Annotated in this window: 22 protein-coding genes; 10 read left to right on the forward strand and 12 right to left on the reverse strand. The window is 70.8% G+C overall.

Features of this window, described 5'->3' with window-relative positions:
- Positions 1-20 precede the first annotated feature (20 nt).
- The gene (locus ASH01_RS09415; protein ID WP_056774636.1) at positions 21-857 is read left to right on the forward strand and encodes an alpha/beta fold hydrolase; all 837 of its coding nucleotides are present in this window, start codon (positions 21-23) and stop codon (positions 855-857) included.
- A gap of 6 nt (positions 858-863) precedes the next feature.
- On the opposite strand, the gene ASH01_RS09420 is transcribed toward ASH01_RS09415, so the two are convergent.
- On the reverse strand, positions 864-1,520 hold the full coding sequence (locus ASH01_RS09420) for a VOC family protein (protein ID WP_082619662.1): 657 nt from the start codon (positions 1,518-1,520) through the stop codon (positions 864-866).
- 37 nt (positions 1,521-1,557) lie between these two features.
- A complete protein-coding gene (locus tag ASH01_RS09425) occupies positions 1,558-2,661 on the reverse strand; it encodes a LacI family DNA-binding transcriptional regulator (protein ID WP_056774643.1) in 1,104 nt (367 codons plus the stop codon).
- Positions 2,662-2,851: 190 nt separating this feature from the next.
- Here ASH01_RS09425 and ASH01_RS09430 point away from each other — a divergent pair, with 190 nt between their 5' ends.
- Both ASH01_RS09430 and ASH01_RS09435 read left to right on the forward strand, forming a co-directional pair.
- Positions 2,852-4,030: a Gfo/Idh/MocA family protein gene (locus ASH01_RS09430; RefSeq protein WP_056774644.1), complete on the forward strand. Its 1,179-nt coding sequence runs from the start codon at positions 2,852-2,854 to the stop codon at positions 4,028-4,030.
- Positions 4,031-4,079: 49 nt separating this feature from the next.
- Positions 4,080-5,066 carry a sugar phosphate isomerase/epimerase family protein gene (locus ASH01_RS09435; protein ID WP_056774647.1) on the forward strand — a complete coding sequence of 329 codons (987 nt, stop codon included), beginning with the start codon at positions 4,080-4,082 and terminating at the stop codon, positions 5,064-5,066.
- An 84-nt stretch (positions 5,067-5,150) separates the two neighbouring features.
- On the opposite strand, the gene ASH01_RS09440 is transcribed toward ASH01_RS09435, so the two are convergent.
- Complete coding sequence (locus tag ASH01_RS09440) at positions 5,151-6,746, reverse strand: alkaline phosphatase PhoX (RefSeq protein WP_056774649.1); 1,596 nt, start codon at positions 6,744-6,746, stop codon at positions 5,151-5,153.
- 271 nt (positions 6,747-7,017) lie between these two features.
- On the opposite strand from ASH01_RS09440, the gene ASH01_RS09445 reads away from it, so the two are divergent.
- Positions 7,018-8,385, forward strand: coding sequence for a ferredoxin reductase family protein (locus ASH01_RS09445; RefSeq protein ID WP_056774651.1), 1,368 nt, complete (start codon positions 7,018-7,020; stop codon positions 8,383-8,385).
- Between the two features lie 136 nt (positions 8,386-8,521).
- Here the strand turns inward: ASH01_RS09445 and ASH01_RS09450 are convergent, their stop codons facing one another.
- A complete protein-coding gene (locus tag ASH01_RS09450; RefSeq protein ID WP_056774654.1) occupies positions 8,522-9,007 on the reverse strand; it encodes a hypothetical protein in 486 nt (161 codons plus the stop codon).
- A 22-nt stretch (positions 9,008-9,029) separates the two neighbouring features.
- On the opposite strand from ASH01_RS09450, the gene ASH01_RS09455 reads away from it, so the two are divergent.
- Positions 9,030-9,899 (forward strand): oxidoreductase, encoded by an 870-nt coding sequence (locus ASH01_RS09455; RefSeq protein ID WP_056774656.1) that lies wholly within the window; start codon positions 9,030-9,032, stop codon positions 9,897-9,899.
- A gap of 57 nt (positions 9,900-9,956) precedes the next feature.
- Here the strand turns inward: ASH01_RS09455 and ASH01_RS09460 are convergent, their stop codons facing one another.
- Both ASH01_RS09460 and ASH01_RS09465 read right to left on the reverse strand, forming a co-directional pair.
- Entirely contained in the window at positions 9,957-10,373 is a 417-nt protein-coding gene (locus ASH01_RS09460) for a nitroreductase family deazaflavin-dependent oxidoreductase (protein WP_056774659.1), read from the reverse strand.
- Between the two features lie 106 nt (positions 10,374-10,479).
- Positions 10,480-13,203: a GAF domain-containing protein gene (locus ASH01_RS09465; RefSeq protein WP_082619631.1), complete on the reverse strand. Its 2,724-nt coding sequence runs from the start codon at positions 13,201-13,203 to the stop codon at positions 10,480-10,482.
- 266 nt (positions 13,204-13,469) lie between these two features.
- Between ASH01_RS09465 and ASH01_RS09470 the strand changes: the two genes are divergently transcribed.
- The gene (locus ASH01_RS09470) at positions 13,470-14,147 is read left to right on the forward strand and encodes a Type 1 glutamine amidotransferase-like domain-containing protein (RefSeq protein WP_056774664.1); all 678 of its coding nucleotides are present in this window, start codon (positions 13,470-13,472) and stop codon (positions 14,145-14,147) included.
- 40 nt (positions 14,148-14,187) lie between these two features.
- On the opposite strand, the gene ASH01_RS09475 is transcribed toward ASH01_RS09470, so the two are convergent.
- Complete coding sequence (locus tag ASH01_RS09475) at positions 14,188-14,781, reverse strand: GNAT family N-acetyltransferase (RefSeq protein ID WP_056774667.1); 594 nt, start codon at positions 14,779-14,781, stop codon at positions 14,188-14,190.
- 78 nt (positions 14,782-14,859) lie between these two features.
- Between ASH01_RS09475 and ASH01_RS09480 the strand changes: the two genes are divergently transcribed.
- Positions 14,860-15,270, forward strand: coding sequence for an MmcQ/YjbR family DNA-binding protein (locus tag ASH01_RS09480; RefSeq protein WP_056775310.1), 411 nt, complete (start codon positions 14,860-14,862; stop codon positions 15,268-15,270).
- Between the two features lie 15 nt (positions 15,271-15,285).
- Here ASH01_RS09480 and ASH01_RS09485 read toward each other — a convergent pair whose 3' ends face one another.
- From ASH01_RS09485 to ASH01_RS09505, 5 genes are all read right to left on the reverse strand, one after another.
- Positions 15,286-15,846: an NYN domain-containing protein gene (locus ASH01_RS09485; RefSeq protein ID WP_056774669.1), complete on the reverse strand. Its 561-nt coding sequence runs from the start codon at positions 15,844-15,846 to the stop codon at positions 15,286-15,288.
- 60 nt (positions 15,847-15,906) lie between these two features.
- Positions 15,907-16,107 carry a hypothetical protein gene (locus ASH01_RS09490; protein WP_056774673.1) on the reverse strand — a complete coding sequence of 67 codons (201 nt, stop codon included), beginning with the start codon at positions 16,105-16,107 and terminating at the stop codon, positions 15,907-15,909.
- A 49-nt stretch (positions 16,108-16,156) separates the two neighbouring features.
- Positions 16,157-17,566, reverse strand: a complete 1,410-nt coding sequence (locus tag ASH01_RS09495) for an alkaline phosphatase family protein (protein WP_162263872.1) — start codon at positions 17,564-17,566, stop codon at positions 16,157-16,159.
- 289 nt (positions 17,567-17,855) lie between these two features.
- Positions 17,856-18,545 (reverse strand): GOLPH3/VPS74 family protein, encoded by a 690-nt coding sequence (locus ASH01_RS09500; protein ID WP_056774677.1) that lies wholly within the window; start codon positions 18,543-18,545, stop codon positions 17,856-17,858.
- Between the two features lie 102 nt (positions 18,546-18,647).
- Positions 18,648-19,013, reverse strand: a complete 366-nt coding sequence (locus ASH01_RS09505; RefSeq protein WP_056774680.1) for a nitroreductase/quinone reductase family protein — start codon at positions 19,011-19,013, stop codon at positions 18,648-18,650.
- A 227-nt stretch (positions 19,014-19,240) separates the two neighbouring features.
- Between ASH01_RS09505 and ASH01_RS09510 the strand changes: the two genes are divergently transcribed.
- The 3 genes from ASH01_RS09510 (at position 19,241) to ASH01_RS09520 (ending at position 21,508) form a co-directional block, all read left to right on the forward strand.
- Positions 19,241-20,215, forward strand: a complete 975-nt coding sequence (locus tag ASH01_RS09510) for a patatin-like phospholipase family protein (protein ID WP_082619633.1) — start codon at positions 19,241-19,243, stop codon at positions 20,213-20,215.
- 121 nt (positions 20,216-20,336) lie between these two features.
- Positions 20,337-20,942, forward strand: a complete 606-nt coding sequence (locus ASH01_RS09515; RefSeq protein WP_056774687.1) for a dihydrofolate reductase family protein — start codon at positions 20,337-20,339, stop codon at positions 20,940-20,942.
- A gap of 161 nt (positions 20,943-21,103) precedes the next feature.
- Positions 21,104-21,508 (forward strand): DUF1294 domain-containing protein, encoded by a 405-nt coding sequence (locus tag ASH01_RS09520; RefSeq protein WP_056774690.1) that lies wholly within the window; start codon positions 21,104-21,106, stop codon positions 21,506-21,508.
- The last annotated feature ends 51 nt before the right edge of the window (positions 21,509-21,559 follow it).

The following is a 21,559-nucleotide window of genomic DNA, read 5'->3' on the forward strand; positions in this document are numbered from 1 at the left end:
CGGACTGGCAGGGTGGTCCCATGCCGACCTACCTGTCCGATGACGGCACCGAGCTCGCCTACCGCACCGAGGGCACCGGCGACCCGCTCGTCGTCTGGCCCGGCGGCCCCGCCCGTGACGCGGCATACCTCGGGGACCTCGGCGGACTCGCGCGAGTGGCCGGGCGCACGCTCGTCATCCCGGACCCGCGCGGCACCGGCGACTCCCCGGAGCCGGCCGACCCGACGGCATACGGCCCGTCGCGGCTCGCCGACGACCTCGACGCGCTCCGCGCCCACCTCGGGCTCGAGCGCTTCGACCTCCTCGGCCATTCCGCCGGGGCATCCGTGTGCCTGCTGTATGCCGCACGCCACCCTGCACGCGTCGGTCGCCTCGTGCTCGTCACCCCCGGCACCTCGGCGGTGGGCCTCGACATCAGCGACGACGACTGGGAGGAGCGCATCGCGCTGCGCTCCGGCGAGCCGTGGTTCGCGGCGGCCAGGGTCGCTCTCGACTCCGACGACGACTCCGCGGCGACGCGGCAGGCGATGTCACCCTTCCTCTACGGGCCGTGGACCGAGGCCGCACGGCGGCACGCCGCGACGGACGAGGCCCAGCGCAACCGCGGGGGCACCCTGGCCTTCCGCGCCGAGGCCGTCGACACGGCCACGACGCGGGCGGCACTCGGGTCACTGACCGCCCCGGTGCGCGTCATCGTCGGCGAGCTCGACCTCATGCCGGGCCCGGAGCTCGGCGCGGAGCTCGCCGCGCTCTTCGTCGACGGCCGCTCTGTCGTGCAGCCCGGCGCCGGCCACTTCCCCTGGGTCGACGACCCGGGCCGCTTCGCGCGCCTGGTGTCGGCCGCACTGGAGGACTGAGGAGCGTCAGCCCGGGACGGGGTCGCGGCCCTGCCACGTGCAGACGCACGCCTCGTTGCCCTCGGGGTCGGCGAGGATCCAGAAGGCCGGGGCCCTCGCGTCGGACACGAGGTGCCCGCCGGCGGCCAGTGCCCGCTCGATGCGTCCGGGCGCCTCGTCGTGGGCGACGGTGACGTCGAGGTGGATCCGGTTGCGTTGCGGCCGAGGCTCGTCCATCTGCTGGAACCACACGGCCGGGCCGAGGCGGAGCGGATCCTGCACGTCGTCGCGGGCGATGACGTCCCACCCGAGGACGGCGTCCCAGAAGGGCCGGACGGCGTCGATGTCCATGGCGTCGATGGCGATCTCGACGACCGTGAGGGTCCCCGGTTGCGAGGTCAGCCCCATCTCGGCGACCACGGAGTCGACGGCTCGGCCGACCGCGATGTCGGCGTCGCTGACGCCACCCGCCGGCTCGGTCGACACAGCCAGGTGCACGAGGGCGCCGCGGACGTCGAGGTCGGGCTGCCGGCCCAGGGGCGCCGCCACGGCGCCGACCCGCGCGACGAAGTCGAAGGCCGTCGCGACGTCGGGCGCCTGCACCGTGAGGTGCATCCGCTGGAGCAGGAACCGCCACGTGGGGAGGGCGTCGGACGCCGCCTGTCGGGTCAGCTTGTCGGCCATGACCCGACCGTAGTCCGCTGCGCCGACGCCCGGGCCCTCACGGCTCGCGTATGCCGCCGCACCGGGTCGTCGTGTCACCGCGCGGCGCCGTCGTGCCGCGGACCACGAGCTGCGGCTCGAGGACGAGCTCGACGGGCTCGGTGCGCCCCTCGTCGAGGCGCTGCGTCGCCGCCTCGACCGCGGCCGTCGCCATCGCCTCGGGGATCTGGCTGACGCTCGTGAGGTCGACGGTCGCGAGCCGGGCGATGAGGCTGTCGTCGTAGCCGACGACCGAGACGTCCGCGGGCACGTCGACACCGTCGCGCCGGAGTCGGTCGAGGAGACCCAGCGCGGCCCGGTCGTTGAACGCGACGACGGCGGACGGCATACGCACGCGGCCACGTCGGGCCGCCCGATCGTCGGCGGGCTCCGGTTCGCGGCCTTTCGACGGTTCAGGTTGGAGGTGGAGGGCTGCGGCGGCGCGGGCGCCGGACTCCTCGTCTCCCCCGCCGTCGACGACGACGGCCGCGTCCGCGAGACCGAGGCGTTTCATGGCGCTGCGGTAGCCCTGTCGGCGCAGCGTGGCGATCGGCCCGCGCGGCCCGTCGACGAAGGCGATGTCGCGGTGACCCAGCCCGACGAGGTGCTCGACGGCGAGGCCGACGCCGACGTCGTCGGCCGCGCGCACGACGTCGACGCCGGCCGCCTGCGCCCGGCGGCCGATGGCCACGACGTGGTGCTCCTCGGCCAGCGCCGCGAGCTCGGCGTCGGGCAGCCGGGGACCGAGCAGCAGCAAGGCCTCGCAGCGGAAGTCGAGGAGCGACTCGACGGCGCGGCGCTCGTCGCGGGTGCGTGTCAGCGGGCTGACGACGATGTCGTAGCCGCGCTCGTCGGCGGCGGCCTGGAGGTCCTCGAGCAGCTCGGCGTGGAAGGTGCTGCTGACGCCCATCGTCACGCCGAGGAGCTGGGTGCGCCGCCGGGCGAGGAGGCTCGCGGTGCGGTCGGCGCGGTAGCCGAGCTCGCGGGCGGCGTCGAGGACGGCCTCGCGCGTCGCGGCACCCGGCCCCGGGCGTCCACGCAGGACGAGGGACGCCGAGGCGGTGCTGACGCCGGCCCGGGAGGCGACGTCCTCGAGGCGGGGGCGCGCGGGGCGGGACGGCATACGGCTCCTTCGGGTGGCGGCTCGGGTGGCGGCGTCGGTGGCGGCGTCGGGAGGGACTCAGGACAGATTGTCAGAACAAAGTGTTGACAGGCGTGGGCGGCGCTCCGCACACTGGAGCCATCGTAACTTAAAGCGCTTTAAAAGCGCTCGTTGCGCAACCCTGACCGAGATGTCCAGAGAGGTACATCCCATGACGCAGTCACCCATCGGCGTCGCCGTCATCGGCGCCGGCATGGCGGGACGGGCGCACTGCGCCGGCTACCGCACCGCCCCCACGCTCTTCGACCCACCGCTGCCGCCCATCCGGTATGCCGCCGTCGTCGACGCGAATGAGGCCGTCGCCAAGGACGCTGCCGCCCGCTACGGCTACGAACGCCACGGCACCGACTGGCGCGAGCTGCTGACGGCCGACGACGTCCAGGTCGTCAGCGTCGTCGTCGCCAACCACCTGCACCGCGAGATCGTCGAGGCCCTCCTCGACGCCGGCAAGCACGTGCTCTGCGAGAAGCCGATCGCCGCGAGCATCGACGACGCCCGGGCCATGATCGCCGCCGCCGAGAAGCACCCGGACCTCACGACCGGCACGGCGTTCGTCTACCGTCGCCAGCCCGCCGTCGCCGCGATCCGCGAGCTGCTGCACGACGAGCTCGGCGAGGTGAGCCACTTCAACGGCCGCTACTGGTGCGACTACGCCCGCAGCACCGAGACGCCGATGGCGTGGCGCTACAAGGGCGGCCCCGGCACCGGAGCCCTCGCCGACATCGGCAGCCACCTCATCGACCTCGCCGAGTTCCTCTGCGGGCCCATGGACTCCGTGAGCGGCGCGACGTTCACGACGAAGGTCACGGAGCGCGCCGTGCCGCTCGGCACGACCTACGGGCACGCCCGGGCCGAGCTGTCCGACGTGCGCGAGCCGGTCGAGAACGACGACGTCGCGACCTTCACCGCGCACTTCGAGTCCGGCGCCGTCGGCACCTTCTCGATCTCGCGCATCGCGCCGGGCCACGCGAACTCGCTCGCCTTCGACCTCATGGCCGAGCACGGCGCCGCGAAGTGGGACATGGACCGACCCGCCGAGTTCTCCGTCATCCGCAAGCTGCGCGACGACGGCCTCGACGGCTACAACCAGGTGCTCGCCGGCCCGGCCCACCCCTACGTCAAGGGCGGCCTGCCGATGGACTTCCCCGGCGTCTCCTTCGGTGTCGGCGACCTCTTCGGCTACCAGTGCCGCGCCTTCCTCGAGCAGGTCGCCGGCATCGAGGGTCTGCCGCCCGTCGCGACCTTCGAGGACGGCCTGCGCGACCTCACCATCATCGATGCGGTCACCCGCTCAGCCGCGGCCGACGGATCGTCCGTCTCGCTCGCCTGACGCGCGCTCGAATCCATCACCACCCCAGACACTTTCGAAAGGTACGACCATGCAGCTCGGCGCCTACAACGCCTGCCTCGGCGACAAGCCCCTCGGCGAGGCCCTCGACATGATCGCGAGCCTCGGACTCACGAGCGTCGAGATCAACTCCGGCGGCTTCCTGCCGCCCATCCACCTGCCCGTCGACGACCTCCGGGCGAGCGAGCAGGCCCGGCAGGACTACCTCGGCGAGTTCACCTCGCGCGGCCTGACCCTGACCGCCCTCAACTGCAACGGCAACCCGCTGCACCCGGCCGCCGGCTTCCCGCACTCTCAGGACCTCGTCGACTCGATCGAGCTCGCCGCGCTCCTCGGCGTCCCGCGCGTCATCACGATGTCCGGCGCTCCGGGCGGCGAGCCGGGCACCTCTGTCCCCGTGTGGAACCCGCTCCCGTGGTGGAGCCCCTTCCTCGACGTGCAGGACCATCAGTGGAGCGTCGCCGTGCCCTACTGGAAGGACATCCAGGCCCGGGCCGCCGCGGCGGACGTCCGCGTCGCCATCGAGATGCACCCGGGCAACATCGTCTTCAACCCGCGCACCCTGCACCGCCTCGTCGAGGAGACCGGAGCGACCCACGTCGGTGCCGAGATGGACCCGAGCCACCTCTTCTGGCAGGGCATCGACCCCGTCCTCGCCGTGGCCGACCTCGGCGAGCTCGTCTTCGTCGCCGCGGCCAAGGACACGCGCATCAATGACGCCGCGAAGGTCAACGGCGTCATCGACGACTCCTTCTACCGCGTCGCCCAGGGCGAGCCCGGCTACCTGCCGCTGGGTGGCGGCACGACCCTGAGCGGCTGGCCCAAGAGCCCCTCCTGGGACTTCGTCGCCGTCGGCCGCGGGCACGACACGGCCTACTGGACCGAGTTCCTCCGCGCCCTGCACAAGGTCGACCCCGACATGCCCGTCAACATCGAGCACGAGGACCAGGAGCTCGACCAGCTCGAGGGGCTGCGCTTCGCCGCCAACACCCTCATCGAGGCCGCGAAGGGCATCTGACGCCGCGCCGCCACCCGGTTGAGGTAGGCGCGCCGCAGGTTCTGCGGCGGCGATACCTCAACCGGGCGGTCGGTCAGCGGCCCGTCAGTTCTGGCGGTCGCCGTTCCAGCTGATCTCCCAGGTCGTGTTGTCGCCGTGCTGCTGGGTCCAGAACGTCCGCCAGGAGGCCGACGTCGTGGGCTGGGGCAGCTTGGCGCCGAGCAGACCGCCGACCGTCGGGTCGCCGTCGGAGACGTGGATGCCGGTGATCTCGTTGTCGCCGTCGTTGTACGACGGGCCGCTCATCGAGTCGAACGTCGCGGACGCGTCGCGGCCTTCCGCCAGGAAGCGGACCGGCTTCGGAGCGCGACCCCGCCCGGCGGCATACGACCCCTCCTGCTCGCGGCCGTCGGCGAGGTTGAAGACGTAGCCGGAGTCGAGCGCGTTGCGCTGGGTGTGCAGGCCGTCGCCGGCGTCCTCGACGACGAGCAGGTCGTCCTTCGTCGCGAAGGTGATGTTGTCGAAGCCGGTGTGCTCGACGTCGCCGACCGCGGCGATCGAGATGCGACCGGTGTCGGAGGTCGGGCTCGCCTGCGAGATGCGGAAGACGCCGCCGTACGCGCCGGGGAGGGTGCTCGAGGTGCTCGTGTCACCCGTCTCGGTGAAGTAGAACTCCTTGAATCCCGTGCCGGGCCGGAAGACGCCGTTCTCGGGACGCTTGAGCGGCGTTGCGTTCGCTGCCTTGGCGGCGGCGGTGGCGTCGAACGCCTCGGTCGTGCCGGTGTGGATCGTGACCCACGCCGTCGCGAAGGACGAGCCGTACGTGTGCAGCGCACCGATGAACGGGTCCGACGGGTTGGACTGGAGCTGTGACGTCGTGGCCGGCGTGCCGTCGGCGCGCCTGATCTGCAACGCCTGGAGCGTGCCGCCCCGGGTGAGGTCGCTCTTGTCGTTCGGCACGAAGCGGTAGACGAAGCTGTTGGGCACCTTGCCGCCGCTCGCCCCGGCACCGCCGATGTCCTCGAGCATCCAGACGTTGCCGGCAGCGTCGTTCTGGATGCCCTCGAAGCCACCGGAGCCGAGCGCCGCGAGCCGCGTCGCCCTGCCGCCGTCGACCGGGTCACCCTTCGCGTCGAGGCCGACCCCGAACACGCCACCCTTGGGGGCGCTCGACTCCGCCGTGAGGAGGAGCTGGCGGGTGAACGGGTCCCACGTGATGCCGTCGATCGTCGGGTAGGCGTTGCCCGCGACGTCGGTGTCGGAGATCAGCGTGACCCGCTTGAGGGGATCGGTCTCGTCGAGGTTGATGCGCGTGACATAGCCGCGCGGACCGATCTCGTGGCCCTGGTAGAGGTAGTGCCTGCCGCCGAGGACGAGGTAGACGTTCTTGTCGGGCTCGGTCTTGTGGGCCTCGTTCTTCGTCTGCGTCAGAGGCGCACCGTCGAGGGTGTTGAAGCCGTAGTGGGTCACGCCGTTGGCGGTGTCGGGGTTCGTCAGCGGCAGGTTGCCCCAGGCGACGGACGTCTGGCTGGCCGACGGGGTGAGGACGTTGTTCTGCACGCCGAACTTCGCGTTGGCGTGCGGCACGCCCACGACGGGGAGGCCGCCGTGGGCGTCGGCGGAGGAGCCGCCGAGGGCGAAGGCGGCGGCTGCGGCGAGGGTGCCGACGAGCCCCGCCTTGACGATGGTGGGAGTGTGCACGGAGAAGCCTCTCGTGGGCCCCGGTGTGAGTGCCCGGGGTGGGTGAGCTGAGACCGCTCCACACTTTCGGCGGAGTCTGGGAGAACCCTTCGGATCCCGTGAACGGCGTGGAAGATCGCGCCGACGAGCCGGTGAAGTCTCGACGACCGGCCGGACGCGGCCACTGGCGGACGGGGTACGTGTCTGGGGATGGCCTGCTCGGGGAGCGCGACACAGGCCGACGCCATGTCCCCGCACGCATCGCCGCGTGCCGCCGAAAGCCGAGACCCCGATGGCCCTCGAGACCCAGCTGCGCCAGCGACGCCCCTACCACGGCGCGCACCTCGTCACCCGCCTCGTCGGGCCGGCGACGATCGGCGCCCTCGTCGTCGCCTTCGCGCTGCTCTGGCTGCTGGCCCGACCAGTCGGCGACGCGGGCCAGTTCATCGGTCAGCTCATCGGCGCGGAGGGGGTCCTGCTCCTGTCGGTCGGCCTCGTCCTCATCAGCACACTGCGCTGGGTCGAGCAGTTCTTCGACGGCGTCGACAAGGCCGCGGTGTGGCACCGCCGGGTCGCGATGGCGGGCACGGCCCTCATCGGCGTGCACATCGCGTCGACGGGCAACCCCAACCCCACCCAGCTCGGTCCGACCCTGGGCACGATCGGCATCGTCGGGCTCGCGACCCTCACCGTGTGGGCCATCGCCCCGCGTTGGCGCTCCATCACACCGCGACCGGCGCGCCCGCTCGTGGAGCGTTTCATGGCGGCGCCACCGATCCGGTTCGTCGGCAGGTGGATCGGCCGCTACGGGCTCTGGCGCGGCTTCCATCGCCTGACCGGGATCTTTCTGGGACTCGGGTTCGTCCACGGCCTCATGGACGCGACCGTCTTCGGCTCGCAGCTGCTGCGGTGGTCCTACGTCGCGGTCGGTGGCGTCGGTCTCGCCTTCTACCTCTACCGCGAGCTGCTGGCCCGGCGCGTCGCCCGGACCCATGACTACGAGGTGTCGTCGGTGGAGCCCATCGACGACGCGTCGTACGAGATCTGGCTGCGCCCGCTCGGTGACCGCTTCGACTTCCGCCCCGGCCAGTTCGCCCTCGTCAACCTCGAGGCCCGCGACCGCTGGCACCGGCACCCCTTCACGATCGCCAGCGGCCCGCAGGAGAAGGAGGTCCGGATCACGGTCCGCGCCCTCGGCGACTTCACGTCGAGCATCGGCGATCTCGTCGCGCCGGGCATGCCGGCCGTCATCAGCAGCCCACAGGGGCATTTCGACTTCACGCGGGGCACCGAGCACCAGGTGTGGGTCGCGGGCGGGATCGGGGTCTCGCCGATGCTCAGCTGGCTCCGCTCCGTCAGGCCCGGTGAGCTGCCGCACCGCGTCGACTTCTTCTACACAGCGCGAGGTCCGGCGCCCCTCGCCGACGAGGTCGCGCACCTGGTGGGGCACCACGAGGAGCTGCACCTCCACCTCGTCGACACCGAGACCGACCCGCGGCTCACGGTCGAGCAGGTGCTCGCGACGGTGGGCGCCGAGCCTCGCCTCCTCTCGGCCTTCCTCTGTGGACCGGAGCAGATGGTGAGCACGCTCCAGCGCGGGCTCGTGCGCGCGGGTGTCGGCCCGGCCAACGTCCACCGCGAGTTCTACAACCTGCGCTGAGCGCGCCCGAGCCTCCCTCGGTCGAGGCGCTCGGCCCGCAGATCCTGCGCGCCGAGCGCCTCGCCCGGGGTCTACGGCTACTTGGTGGCGCCCTCCGAGGTCACCGGCTGGCCTCCGGCCGACGTCGCCGGCTTGGTCACCGCCTGGTCGAGCCCGACGCGGAAGCCGTGTCGGCAACCGAGGTCGTCGGGTCCGTCGTCGTGGCGGCCGACGTCGATTTGCCGCTGTCTCCACGGTCGGCGATGTTGAAGCCGACGTAGATCTTGCCGTCTCCGGCGTCGGTCATCGAGGAGCCGAGACCGCTGAGCTCTTGGTTGGTGTAGGCGGCCGTGCCACCGCTGCTCGGGTTGGCGCCGGTGTCCCACTTGGCGGCGGTGTCGAAGCCGCTACCGGCCGTGGCGACGTCGTCGACGTAGGCGAACGTGTGCTTGGGTCCGGTTGCAGGGCAGGCGAACAGGCCGTTGCAGCAGATCTGGGGGACGGACCGCAGCCGGGTCTTGCCGAAGAGCGGGTTGGAGAGCGCGATTTCGCAGGTTGTGGTGGCAATGGCGACCGGGATCCGGAGCCGCGTGTCGAGGGTTGGGGCGTCGGTCGGGGCCGGCGGTCTTGCGTTGGAGCGCACTCCAACACCTAGCGTCGATGGGATGACCGACACCTTCCCCCTGGCAGACCGCTCCGTTCGACGCGTGGGCTTCGGCGCCATGCAGCTCCCCGGCCCCGGGGTCATGGGGCCGCCGCGCGACCGCGACGAGGCGCTGCGCGTGCTGCGCCGAGCCGTCGAGCTCGGCGTCGACCACATCGACACCGCCCAGTTCTACGGGCCCGACGTCAGCAACGAGCTGATCCGCGAGGCCCTCCACCCGTATGCCGCCGACCTGGCTCTCGTCTCCAAGGTGGGGGCGCGTCGTGACTCGGCCGGCGCGTGGCTGCCGGCCCAGAAGCCTGCAGAGCTGCGCGCCGACGTGGAGGCGAATCTGTGCGCCCTCGGGGTCGACCGTCTGACGGCGGTGAACCTGCGTCGGATGGACGCCGACGCGCCCGGTGCCGGTGAGGTGCCGCTCGAGGACCAGGTCGCCGAGCTCGCCGCCCTGCGCGACGAGGGCAAGATCGCCGGGGTCGGCCTCTCGACGGTGTCGGCTGCGGATCTCGCTGCGGCGCAGTCAATCACGGAGATCGTGTGCGTGCAGAACCCCTTCAGCCTGGTCGACCAGACGGACGCAGACGTCCTCGACGCGTGCACGTCGGCCGGGGTCGCGTACGTGCCGTACTTCCCGCTCGGCTCGGCCTTCCCGCATCTGCCGAAGGTCGTCGACCAGGCTGCGGTGCAGGCAGTCGCCGCTCGTCGCGGCGTACCCGCGGCGCGGGTCGGCCTGGCCTGGCTGCTCGCCCGCGCCGACAACGTGCTGCTCATCCCGGGCACGTCGTCGGTCGCGCACCTCGAGGAGAACATGGCGGTCGCCGACCTCGAGCTGACCGACGACGACCTGGCCGAGCTGGCGGCGGCCGCCGCCTGACCGGGGCTGGGCGTCGGCCGCGCGTCAGGGGCGCGTCAGGGGCGCGTCAGCGGCGCGTCAGCGGCGCGTCAGGAGGACGACCGGGATGACGCGGTCGGTCTTCTGCTCGTACTCGGCGAAGCCCGGGTAGCGGCGCTTCTGCTCCTCCCAGACCGGCTCGCGCTCGTCGGGGGTCAGGACCTTCGCGTGCACGTCGATCGTCTCGACCTCACCCTCGGTGCCCGCCTCGATCGCCACGTCGGGGTGGGCCTTGAGGTTGTGGAACCACGCCGGGTTCACGTCGAGGCCGGCGTAGGACGCGAAGACGGCCCAGCCGCCGTCGACGGCCTGGTACATCATCGGGTTGACGCGCGCCTCCCCCGACTTGGCGCCGGTGGTGTGGAGCAGGAGCAGCGGCGCACCCGCGAAGTTGCCGCCGACCTTCCCGCCGTTGTCCCGGAACTCGGCAATGACCTTGTCATTCCAGGCGCTCATGCCCGTCAGGCTACGCGGGGTGGCCCGACCACGCCCGTAGCGCAGCCCGGCCTTTCGTCGCCGATCGACGAGGCGGTCCTCCGCGAGAGGACCAGCGGCCGGTCGCTCATGACGCCCCTCCGTCGCCCGTCTCGTGGCTGGTCCCGCTCCCGGTCTCGGCCTCGTCCGCAGCGGCGATCTGGGCCAGCCGCCGTGCCAGGCTCGCCAGGTCGAGCCCTGCCTTCTCCGCGACGAAGGCGATCCGACCCTCCAATCGCCGCAGGTCCTCTGACGTCAGCGACTTCGCCGTGAGGACGACGATGGGTGGGCCGCTGTCTGTGCCGTCGGCCCGCAGCTCGTCGATGACGGCGAACCCGTCCACCTCCGGCATGAGCAGGTCCATGATGACGACCGACGGGTTCACCGTGCGGACCAGATCCGCAGCGTTGAGGCCTCCCGAGCACGTGTGGACCGTCCAGCTGAGCGGCTCCAGCGTGCTTTGCACGAGCTTGAGTGCGAGCGGGTCGTCGTCGACGACGACGACGCTACGACCTTCGGGAAGGGTCCCCAGCGGGACGGGATTCCGCGTCTGTTGCAGTGCCCGGCTCACGGCTGCGAGCAGGTGCTCCCCGGCGACCGGCTTGACGAGGTACTCCGTTGCGCCCAGGGCGAATCCGCGGCCGCGCTCGGGCTCGACACTGACGACCACGACGGGCACGGACGCCGTGGAGGGGTCCGCCTTCAGGGTCTCCAGCACGTCCCATCCCGTCATTCCCGGCAGGTGGATGTCGAGGACGACCGCAGCCGGCGACAGGTGGCGGACGGCCTCGAGTCCCGCCTCACCGGTGCCGACGGTCACAGGGTTCAGTCCGGCGGCGCGAAGGTGCAGCGCCACGAGCTCGGCCGATCTCGTGTCGTCCTCGATGACCACCACGGTCGGTTCGCCGCTCGAGAGGTCGTCGGCCGGCCACTGCTCGTCTCGCACCTTCGCGGGCACCGCCACCTGCGGGATCCTGAGGCCGAACGTGCTGCCTTCACCGAGAGCGCTCCGCACCCACATCTCACCCCCGTGCAGCTCGACGATCTGTTTGCTCAGCGTGAGCCCGAGGCCCGTGCCCTCCGTCGTCGACGCAGACCTGCTGCCCTGCTGGAACGAGTCGAAGATGCGGGCCTGGTCCTCTCGCGAGATGCCGATGCCCGTGTCGGTGACCGTCACGACGAGGTCGCCTGCGTCGCGACGCGCGTGAACCCCGACCGAGCCCCCGTCCGGCGTGAACTTGACGGCGTTGCTGAGCAGGTTGAGCAGCACCTGCTTGAGGCGCAGCTCGTCGGCGGTGACGAGCCCGAGGCCCTGCTGGGCTTCGAGCGTGAGCTCGATGCCGTGCAGTGCCGCCCGCTCGCGCACCAGCGAGAGGGCCTGGCCGATGACGTCGTCGACCAGGAACGTGGTGAGGTCGAGCTCCATCCGCCCCGCCTCGATCTTCGACAGGTCGAGGATGTCGCCGAGCAGCGCGAGCAGGTGGCGGCCGGCATCATGGATGTCCTTGAGGTAGTCCTCCTGCCGCTCGTTGAGGTCACCGAACATCCGCTCGAGGAGCACCTCGGAGAACCCGATCACCGCGTTGAGCGGGGTGCGCAGCTCGTGCGACATGCTCGCGAGGAACTCCGACTTGTGCCTGCTCGCCTCGGCCAGGTCGGCGCTCTGCAGCTCGAGCTGCTGGTAGAGGCGGGCGTTCGTCAGTGCCACCGCGGACTGGCTGGCGAACGTGTCGAGCAGGTCGCACGTCTCACCACTGAAGGAACCAGTCCTCTTTCGCCGGACGACCAGGACGCCGACGACCCGGTCAGGGCTGGCGAGCGGGACGGCGACGAGCGACTTCCAGCCGTCCGCGTGCAGGACGGCCAGGTGCTCGTCGAGCTGCGCCTCGTCCAGGTCGGGGATCTGCAGGACGCGGCGGGTCCGAGCCGCCTTGCCGACCCACGTCCGGTCGATGTGGATCTCGGCGGCCCGAAGGGCAGAGACCGTGTCGTCGCTCGTGCCGTACACGGTTCGCACCCGGAAGAGCCCGGTCGCCTCGTCGTACTCCATCAGCGAACCACCGTCGGTGCCGGACAGCTCGACTGCGTGCGACACGATCGTGGCGAGCATCTCGTCCGGGACGAGCGTCGAGCTGATCGCGGCGCCGACGTCGGCGAGGCCCTCCAGCTGCTCGACCTTTCGTGCCAGCTCGGCGGACCTGTTCTCGAGGGCGGCTGACCTGCTCTCGAGCGCGGCGAACAGGTCGACGTGGCGTAGCGCGAGCGCCGCCTGCTCGGCGAACGTCGCGAGCACGCGCTCGTCGACGTCGTCGAAGGGGGCGACGCGGTTCCGCATCACGTTGAGCGCCCCGACCACCTCGTCTCCCACGATGAGCGGCGCGCCGATCATCGACCGGAAGCCGGCCATCCGTTGGAGGTCGGACCGGCTGTAGTCCGGGTCGGCGACGGCGTCGGTGATGTGGTGGATCCGGCGGTCGATGGTCACGCGGCCGACGAGGGTGCCGCGGTCGCGCTTGATCGGGTGTTGCTCGAGGAGTCGGCGGTGTTCCTCCGTCATGCCGCTCTGGCGCGCGATGACGTACGTCGCGCCCTTGACGAGGTAGATCTGCGCGACGGCCGCGTTGAGCAGCGTCCGGGCGTTCTCGACGACGGCGTCGAAGACCTTGTCGGGGTCTCCCGACGAGCTCGTCAACACCTTGAGGATGTCGCTCGTGGCCCGGAACTGCTCCTTGACCTGCGCAAGACGCCCCACGAGCGCCTGCCGCGACATCACGGCAATGCTGTCCTCCGGCGCCTCTCCGGACCTGACCATGCGCGGCTCCCCATCCTTGGTGCCTCGATGCGCTCCACCCTGCAGTTTCCTCCCCTCGGACGGCGCGCGGTCGAGAAAGGCGCAACCTCGGCCTTCCGAGCACAGGCGTCACCGGATCTGCCGACAGGACCTCCGAGATGGGTCCGACAGCCAAGAACCCTGCCCAGGCGTCCAGGTGTGTACGGTGTGCACACGCCTCGGGCCTTCCCGCTTCGAGGTTGACCACGCTCGTCCTCTGGGACGGCACGACTGACGGAGCCAAGGCAATGCGTCTTCTCCTCACCTCTGGCGGAGTCACGAACTCGAGCATCCGCGACGCGTTGGTCGATCTGCTGGGCAAGCCGATCGCAGACTCGAGCGCTCTGTGCATCCCGACCGCCCAGTACGGACATCCCCATGTCGGTCCTGGCGTCAAGGCGTGGCAGTTCATCAGTGGAAACTCCCAGAATCCCATGGTCGACCTGGGCTGGAAGTCCGTCGGCGTGCTGGAGCTGACCGCGCTGCCCAGCATCGGTGAGGAGCGCTGGGTGCCGCTGGTCCGGGAAACCGACGTGCTCTTGGTGGCCGGGGGCGACGTTCTCTATCTCTGCTACTGGATGCGGGAGTCTGGGCTGGCGGACCTGCTTCCATCCCTGACCGAGACGGTCTGGGTGGGGCTGAGCGCCGGGAGCATGGTGATGACCCCCGAGGTCGGGGAAGACTTCATCCAGTGGAGACCGCCGACCGGTGACGACAGCACGCTGGGCATCGTTGACTTCTCGATCTGTCCCCATCTGGCTCCGGACGGCATGCCGGGCAACTCCATGGCCGAGGCGGAGCAGTGGGTGGCCGGCATCTCCCATCCTGCGTATGCCATGGACGACCAGACGGCGATCAAGGTGGCCGATGGCACCGTCGAGGTTGTGACAGAAGGGAACTGGAAGCACTTCCCTCGTGACCGCTGACGCCACCTCGAGCCAGAGATGGCCCTGACGGAGCCGACCGTCAGGACGATGCGCCGAGCCGGTGTCGCACGACCCTCCGACGCAGAGTGGGCGACGCCTCGACCTCGTAGCCGGCGTCGAGGAAGACCTGGAGCAGCCCGACCGACGCCTCGTCCCAGATCACCGTCTTCCCGGGCGGCGGCTCGGTGGGGTAGCCCTCGAGGACGCGAGCGCCGACCTTCCTGCCGTACTCGACGGTGGCGGCGGCGAGCTCGTACATCAGGCCCTGTCGCCGGAAGCCCTTGCGCACGACGAAGCAGGTGACCGACCAGACGCCCTCGAGCTCGGGGTCCATCCGCATCCACGCCTTCTGCCGGGCCCAGATCCTCGGATAGTTCTCCCGAGGCTCGACCGCGACCCAGCCGGCCGGCTCGCCGTCGACGTAGCCGACGAGGCCAGATGTCGGGCCGCTCGTGCCGCAGCCAGCCTGCTCCAGGAGCGCAGCGTCACGCTCGTCCTGAGTCGTGTCGCGCCAGATCCAGCCCGGGACCTTGAGCGCCTGGCAGCGGCACTTGGCGGCGCCACCGGCATCGAACACGGCCTCGACGTCCGCGATCATCGCGTCGTTGGCCGGTCGCCAGCTGAACTCGGGCACACCTCGAGACTAGTGGTGGCGGTGGGGACGCGCCCGGACGAGCGACCACCTGTCGGCGTGCGCTGGCAGACTCGGCGCGTGTCCAGGCCGCCGCGCATCGAGCCCTCCGGCGATGTCGTCGCGCGCCTCGGGTCCACGGCGCTGGCCCTGCCCGACGCCTACGAGGAGGACGCCTGGACCGGCATACGGTGGCGGGTGCGGAGCAAGACCTTCGCCCACGTCCTCGTGGCCCAGGAGGGGTACACCTCGGCATACCGCGACGTGACGGGCGTGACCGAGCCGACCACGGTGCTGACCTTCCGCTCATCCGGAGACGAGCTGTCGGCGCTGGTCAACGCAGGACCGCCGTTCTACCGGCCGCCGTGGTCGCCGACCGTCGTCGGCATGGTGCTCGACGACGACACCGACTGGGACGAGGTCGCCGAGCTGGTGACCGAGAGCTACCGGTTCTGCGCGCCCCACACGCTGAGGCGCCGACTGGACCCGTGACGGCGCGAGGCGGGTCTAGAGGAAGTCGGCCGGGTCGAAGTCCTCGATCGCGATGACACGGATCCGCGGCAGCGACTCCCGGAAGGCTTGCACGTCGTACTCGAGGTCGAAGGTGGCCAGACCCTGGGCCGTCAGCTCGAGAAACGCGTTGCTGCGGAACTCCTGGAACCCGACGACCCCCACCCGCCGGCCGTCCAGCAGGTCGCCCACCTGGTCGACGAAGTCCCCGTCGTTGCTGACGAGGAGCACGTCGGCCCGGCGTTGACGGATCTCGACGAGCGTCCGCTGGATGGCGATGTCGACGACCTTCTCGCCCGGCGCGCCGGAGAGCGGGACGGGCCGGTAGCCGATGGCCATCAGCGCCTGGACGAACGGCATCGGCAGCTCGTTGTTGGCCGCGAGGAAGAAGAGCCCGGCGGCCGGCTGGTTCCACAGCTCCTGCGCGAACTGGAGCAGCCGTTCCCACCTCGGGCGCTCCTCGGGGCGCGGACGCCGTCCCAGGATCGAGGTCCCGAGGGTGGCGTCGATGTTCTCCCCGTCGATGAGGACGTACGTGACGCGGGGAGTCTCAGCCATGGGATGGAGCCTACGTCCCCCACCGCTCTCGCAACTCCGCCCAGCGAAGCGGGCAGCGGCCTAGGGCCAGGCGGCCGTGAGATAGGCGACCACGAGGACGCCGAGCGAGACCGCCACCAGGAGGGCACCGATCTGCGTCTGCCTGCTCCGCCGGGCCGAGACGTCACGCCCGGACGGGTCCGGCCCCGACTGGGAGGCCCACACGATCATGCCGAGGCCGACCACGAGCAGCACGCCGATGCCGACCCAGAAGTACGTCATCGCTCACCGGACGCCCTCGGCAGGGCCGGACAGCCCACGGCAGACCAACTCAACACTCGTCCCCGTTCGTCAGCCGCTGCGTGCCTTCCAGTCGGACCGCGTCGAGCGTGTCTTCCCTGAGCCCGAGGGCGCGGAGGACGGTCGGCGCGATCTGTCGCAGCGAGACAGGACAGACGAGGGTGCGACCGCCCTTGCGACCGGGTTCGATGATGACCAAGGGGACGTGGGTGTCTTCGGCGCTACCGCTTCCGTGGTCGACCAGCTTCGCATTCGGCGCGGCATAGACGACCCCGGTCGCCGGCTGCACGACGACGTCGGGGATCCGGCTCGCGTTGCCGCCGAGCTGTCCGGCGAAGAGCTCCGCGACTGCGGCACCGCTGGTGACGGTGCTGGCCCCGACCGTCGCGGCGTTCGCCTCGAGCACGGCCGCCACGTCGGCTGCACGGGTGCGATCCGTGAGCCAGACGAGCGCCATCGTGTCCGCCGTCACCTGCGCGGTCAGCCCGGGCTGGACGCTGTTGATGAGCGGAGCGAAGCCGGCTGGGTCTATCCACCGCAGGGTGGAGCGGTCGACCGGGCTGTTGGCGTGCTTGGCGGTCAGGATGATCATCGTGTCGCCGTTCAGACCGTTGGCCCCGACCCGGCTCAGCATCCGGCCCACCGCGCCGTCCACGTAGTCGAGCGCCTGCGCGAGCCCGGGGGCGCTCCCGGCGAGGGGGCCGATGGTGGTGACGCTCTGGGGGATCGTGCCGGCACCGTCGACGTAGCCGGAGAACTTCTGCCCGATGTTCGGTGCCTGGAAGTTCATGCCGAAGATGGCGGGGACGCCGACGACCGCGGTGCCGTCGTGGTCGAGCCCGTCGATCTCGTTCAGCACTGCCCTGACCTTGAGCTCGTCGTTGGCCATGATCTTCTTGATGTCGGCCTTGGCCGCGTTGAACTCGGGGCCGTAGAAGTCGTCGATGCCTGTCCCGGAGGGACCGGACAGGATCTCGTAGCTCGGGTGCTTGTCGGCGACGGCCGTGCGCAGCCCTGCCGCGTGCGCCACCTCGTAGATCGTGTTCACCTTGAGGAACTGATGCGGGTAGACGACGCTGCACCCGTGGTCCGGGTCACGCGGCAGCTTGGCCGGGTTGATGTCGGCCACGCTGTCACCCGTGTTGGCGTTGACGTTGATCGTCTGGTTGAACGGAACGAGCGCGCCCCGCGTACTGCAGTCCGAGCCGGCCGGCGAGAGGCTGTTGTCCCAGGACACGTCGTAGTAGACCCCGGTCGACCGCGGTGACCCGCCTGTCGCCATGGCGAGCGTGCCGGGAAACGAGTCCGACGGTGTCTGGGCTGACGCGTTCGAGTAGCGACGTCCTCGTGCCACGACCTCCGCCAGCGCGGATGTGGGATGCGCCGCGACATAGTTCGTCAGATCGACGTCGTGAAACCCGTCGAGGCTGAGCAGCAGCACGTGCTCCACCTTCGGATTCAGCTGCGTCGACGCCGAACCGATTGGGGCAAAGGACAACGCTCCGACGATCGGCGCCGTCACCCATGCAACAGCTCGCCACCCGGTAGCACGCACGGCTCCCCCTCAGGGCAGAAGACTTTCCGACCTCAAGACGTTAGCGCCGGAATGGCCCGGTCTGACACCGTTTCGCACATCCGTCAGCGATCAACAGGTCGCCCACGACGGTCATCCCGACCCAGGGAGCCGTCTTCGCAGCGGCAGCAGCAGCGGCGACGACTGGCGCTGCAGCTCAGGAGCCGCCACTTCCGGCAACGACGACGGCGGACGCGATCGCTGCAGCGACGGCCGCCATCATGCTCCCGATGGCCGATCGAACAGCGGCGGCTGCCCAGTCGCCTTCGGCGACCCTGCGAGCGTTCGCGTTCAGCTCCCGCTTCGAGAGGCCGACTGCCCTCGGATCCACGACGTCCGCGACGGCGTTGAGCGCGGACAGCAGGGAGACGAGTGCGCCGGTCCGGGAGTCGGTGGCCGCGCCGTGCCGCAGGGCGGACTCGAGCGCGGCCCGGACCGCCGCCTCGTGACTGGCGTCCTGGGCGGGCCAGCGGTGAGTAGGGAAGACGCCAAGGACCCGGCCCTCCTGCTCCCGGAGCACACCGCCCTCAGCGAGGCGCTCGTAGAGTCGGAGGCGGGTGCCCCTGCCCAGGGCAGTCACCACGGTCTGGGGCTTCTTGCCTTCCTTGCTCGTGACCGTTGCGAGTGCCTCATCGAGGATCTCGTCACCGGTGGGCCCTGGGTCATGGACGACGAGGCGTCCCGGCGCCACCTCCTGCGCGGGACCCGCGACGTCGACACGTTCGATGAGTGCGAGCTCGACCAGCAGGGCACCCCCCAGTGCGATGTCCACCGTGGTGCTGGAAGCAGCCAGCTTTCCGGTGTCGTCATCGGTGAGCAACAGCAACAGATCCTCGGCGATCAGCATGCTTCGATCGTGGCTGACGTGGTCGTGAACGGGTAGGGCCGTTGGACCCTGCCCGAACGATGAGCGGCCCAGGGCGATGGTCGCGCGTTCCGGGCGGACACATCACTCGTCACGGGCTGTCAGCCTGACCATGGGCGAGCCGCTCACCCATTCGTCCATCGAGTACGGCTGGGCTGCGTACCACGGTTGGAGACGCCAGGCCTCTTCGGTGACATGTCGCCGCACGGCCGGATCCGTCACCTCGTCTGCCACGACTGCACGATCGTCGGGCGGCTCACGCAGGTGCAGCACGGCCTCGCGGTGTGCGCGCAGGTTGGCCAGCCAGTGCCTCGAGCCGGGAGTGCCGGTCAGGACAATCTGTCCGTCGACCACGACGTACCAGATCTCGATCCTGGTGACGCGGCCACTCCTGCGCCCGACAGTGCTGATCTCGCAGGTGCCGGTCGGCGGCATCTCCACCACGTCCATCCATGAAGGCTATGGAACATCGCGGTGACGTGCCGCCTGCCCGTGGTCGCCTGACGATGCGCACTGGGCTGTCGGGCTGCTAGCGTCCGACTGATCGTGATCCGTCCGCAGGAGGTGAGACCCGTGAACGCAGCAACCGCACTGGGTGCTCCCCCGCAGTCCACGATCGCCCGACCGACGTAGTCGCCACGGGGAGGCCCTCCACGCAACCCGCGAAAGGCACTCCCATGAACACCACTCCCGCCTCGACGCCTCGAGACCCACAACCAGGTAACTGGCCGATCGCCCAGCAAGCCCACTCCACAAGCCAATCGGCCTCCACCGACCAACGCGCCCTCGTGCTGGCCGGCGCGGGAGCCGCCGGCAACGCGTGGGAGCTCGGCCTCATCGCCGGGCTCTCGGATGCCGGCGTCGACCTCACGGAGGCCGACCTCGTCGTCGGGACCTCGGCCGGGTCGACCGTGGCAGCCCAGATCACCGGCAGGACACGCCCGACGGAGCTGTATGCCGCCATCCTCGCTGAGGTGCCCCCGGCTCCGTCCCGGGGTGGCGGGGCCCACCGACGAGGCGGATCGAACGTCTCGGGCGCGAACTACCTGGAGTGGTCGGACACGATCATCGCGACGTCGGAGAACGCATACGACATGCGCCGCCGGATGGGCGCGGCCGCGCTGGAGCGGGAGGCGGCCAACCCGTCCGACCCGACACGGTGGCGCGGCATCGTCGCGTCCCGTCTCCCCCACCACGACTGGCCGCGTCAGCGCATCCTCATCACCGCCGTCGATGCGGACACCGGGGAGCCCGTCGTCTTCGACCGGGACAGCGGGGTCGACCTCGTGGACGCCGTTGCCGCCAGCACCTCGGCGATGACGCCCTATCGGATCGGCGAGCACCGCTACCTCAACGGCGGCTACCGGCGCAGCGAGAACGCCGATCTGGCAGCCGGCTACGGGCGGGTCCTCGTGCTGTCCCCCTTCAGCGGCCGGACGCGCATGCCGCTCGAGTGGGGCATGGACCTCTCCAGCCAGGTCGCGGAGCTGCGGGCGGGTGGCAGCAGGGTCGAGACCGTCTTCCCGGACGGCCGAGCGGGTGACGTGTTCGGCGCCAACGCGCTCGACCCGTCGACGCGTCTGCCGGCCGCGCGAGGAGGCTACGACCAGGGCCTCGGCCTCGCGGAGCATCTGGTCGAGCTCTGGACCTGACCGGGCTCCCACCCGGGGCACCGCGAGAACGTTCGGTGACCGCTGTCCGACCGAGGCGGTGCTGTTCGTTGCCAGAGTGAGAGCAGTTCACATGCACCCACTGTGGAGAGGAACCACCAGCATGTCTGACGTCGTCGCCATCATGTCCATGTCGCTCGACGGCTTCGTCGCCGGTCCCGACGACGACGTGATGCAGGTCTTCGACTGGTACTTCGCCTCCGGTGACGTCGAGTTCGCCACCGGAGGCTCGGACCCCATGACGTTCAGGGTGTCCGAGCCGAGCGCCCGGTACCTCCGCGAGCTCACGCCCCAGCTCGGGGCCGTCCTCACCGGACGCCGCACCTTCGAGGTCGCCCAGGGCTGGGGCGGCAACCACGCGTGGGGCCCCGCCTTCGTCGTCACTCACGACGTCCCGGACGGGTGGCCCCGGCCCGGGTCGACCGTCCACTTCGTGACGGACGGCATCGAGAGCGCGGTGCGCCAGGCCAAGGACGCCGCCGGCGAGAAGTCCGTGGGCGTCCACGGCGCCGACACGATCCAGCAGCTGCTCAACGCCGGACTGGTCGACCACCTCCAGATCGACGTCGCCGCAGTGCTGCTCGGCTCCGGGGTGCGACTCTTCGACCACCTCGCGACGACGCCGGCCGTCCTCGGCGACCCGACCGTCATCGCCGGCGTCGGGGTGACGCACCTGCGCTACCCGGTGCGCCCGGCCCAGTCCTCCTGACGCGAGCTCGCCCCTGCTCGGCCGCGCCGCCGACCCGACCGTCGTTCGCGAATCCTCGCCACGGGCAGCAGGGCGGGCCGCATAATGTCCGGTCAGGACGACCCGCTCCCCCTCGAGCCAGGCTGTCCCGCCTGACCATCCCGAGCCGAGGAGCCGAAGAGATGCCCGCAGACAACCGCGTCGGAGACCGGCGTGGACGCCGCCGAGCGCGCGGCAGCCTGCTGGCGGTCGCCGTCGCGATCCTCTTCTTCGGCCTCTTGGGGGTCCTCCTGGTGCGGGACATCCTCCCGGTCTGGCTACCGGTCGCCTACCTCTTGCTCAGCGGCGTCGCCTTCGCGATGTACCGCGCGGACAAGTCGGCGGCATCGGTCAGTGGCAAACGGCGTACGCCGGAGTCCATGCTCCACACGATCGACCTCCTGGGTGGCTGGCCGGGGGCGCTCGTCGCGCGACACGTCTTCCGGCACAAGACGATCAAGCAGCCCTTCCGCACGGTCTTCTGGTTCACCGTCCTCGCCAACGGCGCGGCCCTCGCCTGGCTCGTGCACGAGCTGTCGTCCGTCTAGATCCAGACCGGGCCACGTCCCCACCGATATCTCCGAAACCGGGACACGACC

The organism is Terrabacter sp. Soil811, from assembly GCF_001429655.1.
Classification (GTDB): Bacteria; Actinomycetota; Actinomycetes; order Actinomycetales; family Dermatophilaceae; genus Terrabacter.

Coding starts and splice junctions, on each gene's coding strand:
- ASH01_RS09500 (WP_056774677.1), bottom strand. CDS start 18,545: ATGCTGATCGCCGAGGATCTGTTGCTGTTGCTCACCGATGACGACACC.
- ASH01_RS09430 (WP_056774644.1), top strand. CDS start 2,852: ATGACGCAGTCACCCATCGGCGTCGCCGTCATCGGCGCCGGCATGGCG.
- ASH01_RS09485 (WP_056774669.1), bottom strand. CDS start 15,846: ATGGCTGAGACTCCCCGCGTCACGTACGTCCTCATCGACGGGGAGAAC.
- ASH01_RS09470 (WP_056774664.1), top strand. CDS start 13,470: ATGCGTCTTCTCCTCACCTCTGGCGGAGTCACGAACTCGAGCATCCGC.
- ASH01_RS09455 (WP_056774656.1), top strand. CDS start 9,030: ATGACCGACACCTTCCCCCTGGCAGACCGCTCCGTTCGACGCGTGGGC.
- ASH01_RS09445 (WP_056774651.1), top strand. CDS start 7,018: ATGGCCCTCGAGACCCAGCTGCGCCAGCGACGCCCCTACCACGGCGCG.
- ASH01_RS09490 (WP_056774673.1), bottom strand. CDS start 16,107: ATGACGTACTTCTGGGTCGGCATCGGCGTGCTGCTCGTGGTCGGCCTC.
- ASH01_RS09520 (WP_056774690.1), top strand. CDS start 21,104: ATGCCCGCAGACAACCGCGTCGGAGACCGGCGTGGACGCCGCCGAGCG.
- ASH01_RS09460 (WP_056774659.1), bottom strand. CDS start 10,373: ATGAGCGCCTGGAATGACAAGGTCATTGCCGAGTTCCGGGACAACGGC.
- ASH01_RS09435 (WP_056774647.1), top strand. CDS start 4,080: ATGCAGCTCGGCGCCTACAACGCCTGCCTCGGCGACAAGCCCCTCGGC.
- ASH01_RS09425 (WP_056774643.1), bottom strand. CDS start 2,661: ATGCCGTCCCGCCCCGCGCGCCCCCGCCTCGAGGACGTCGCCTCCCGG.
- ASH01_RS09415 (WP_056774636.1), top strand. CDS start 21: ATGCCGACCTACCTGTCCGATGACGGCACCGAGCTCGCCTACCGCACC.
- ASH01_RS09465 (WP_082619631.1), bottom strand. CDS start 13,203: ATGGTCAGGTCCGGAGAGGCGCCGGAGGACAGCATTGCCGTGATGTCG.
- ASH01_RS09515 (WP_056774687.1), top strand. CDS start 20,337: ATGTCTGACGTCGTCGCCATCATGTCCATGTCGCTCGACGGCTTCGTC.
- ASH01_RS09505 (WP_056774680.1), bottom strand. CDS start 19,013: ATGGACGTGGTGGAGATGCCGCCGACCGGCACCTGCGAGATCAGCACT.
- ASH01_RS09420 (WP_082619662.1), bottom strand. CDS start 1,520: ATGGCCGACAAGCTGACCCGACAGGCGGCGTCCGACGCCCTCCCCACG.
- ASH01_RS09510 (WP_082619633.1), top strand. CDS start 19,241: ATGAACACCACTCCCGCCTCGACGCCTCGAGACCCACAACCAGGTAAC.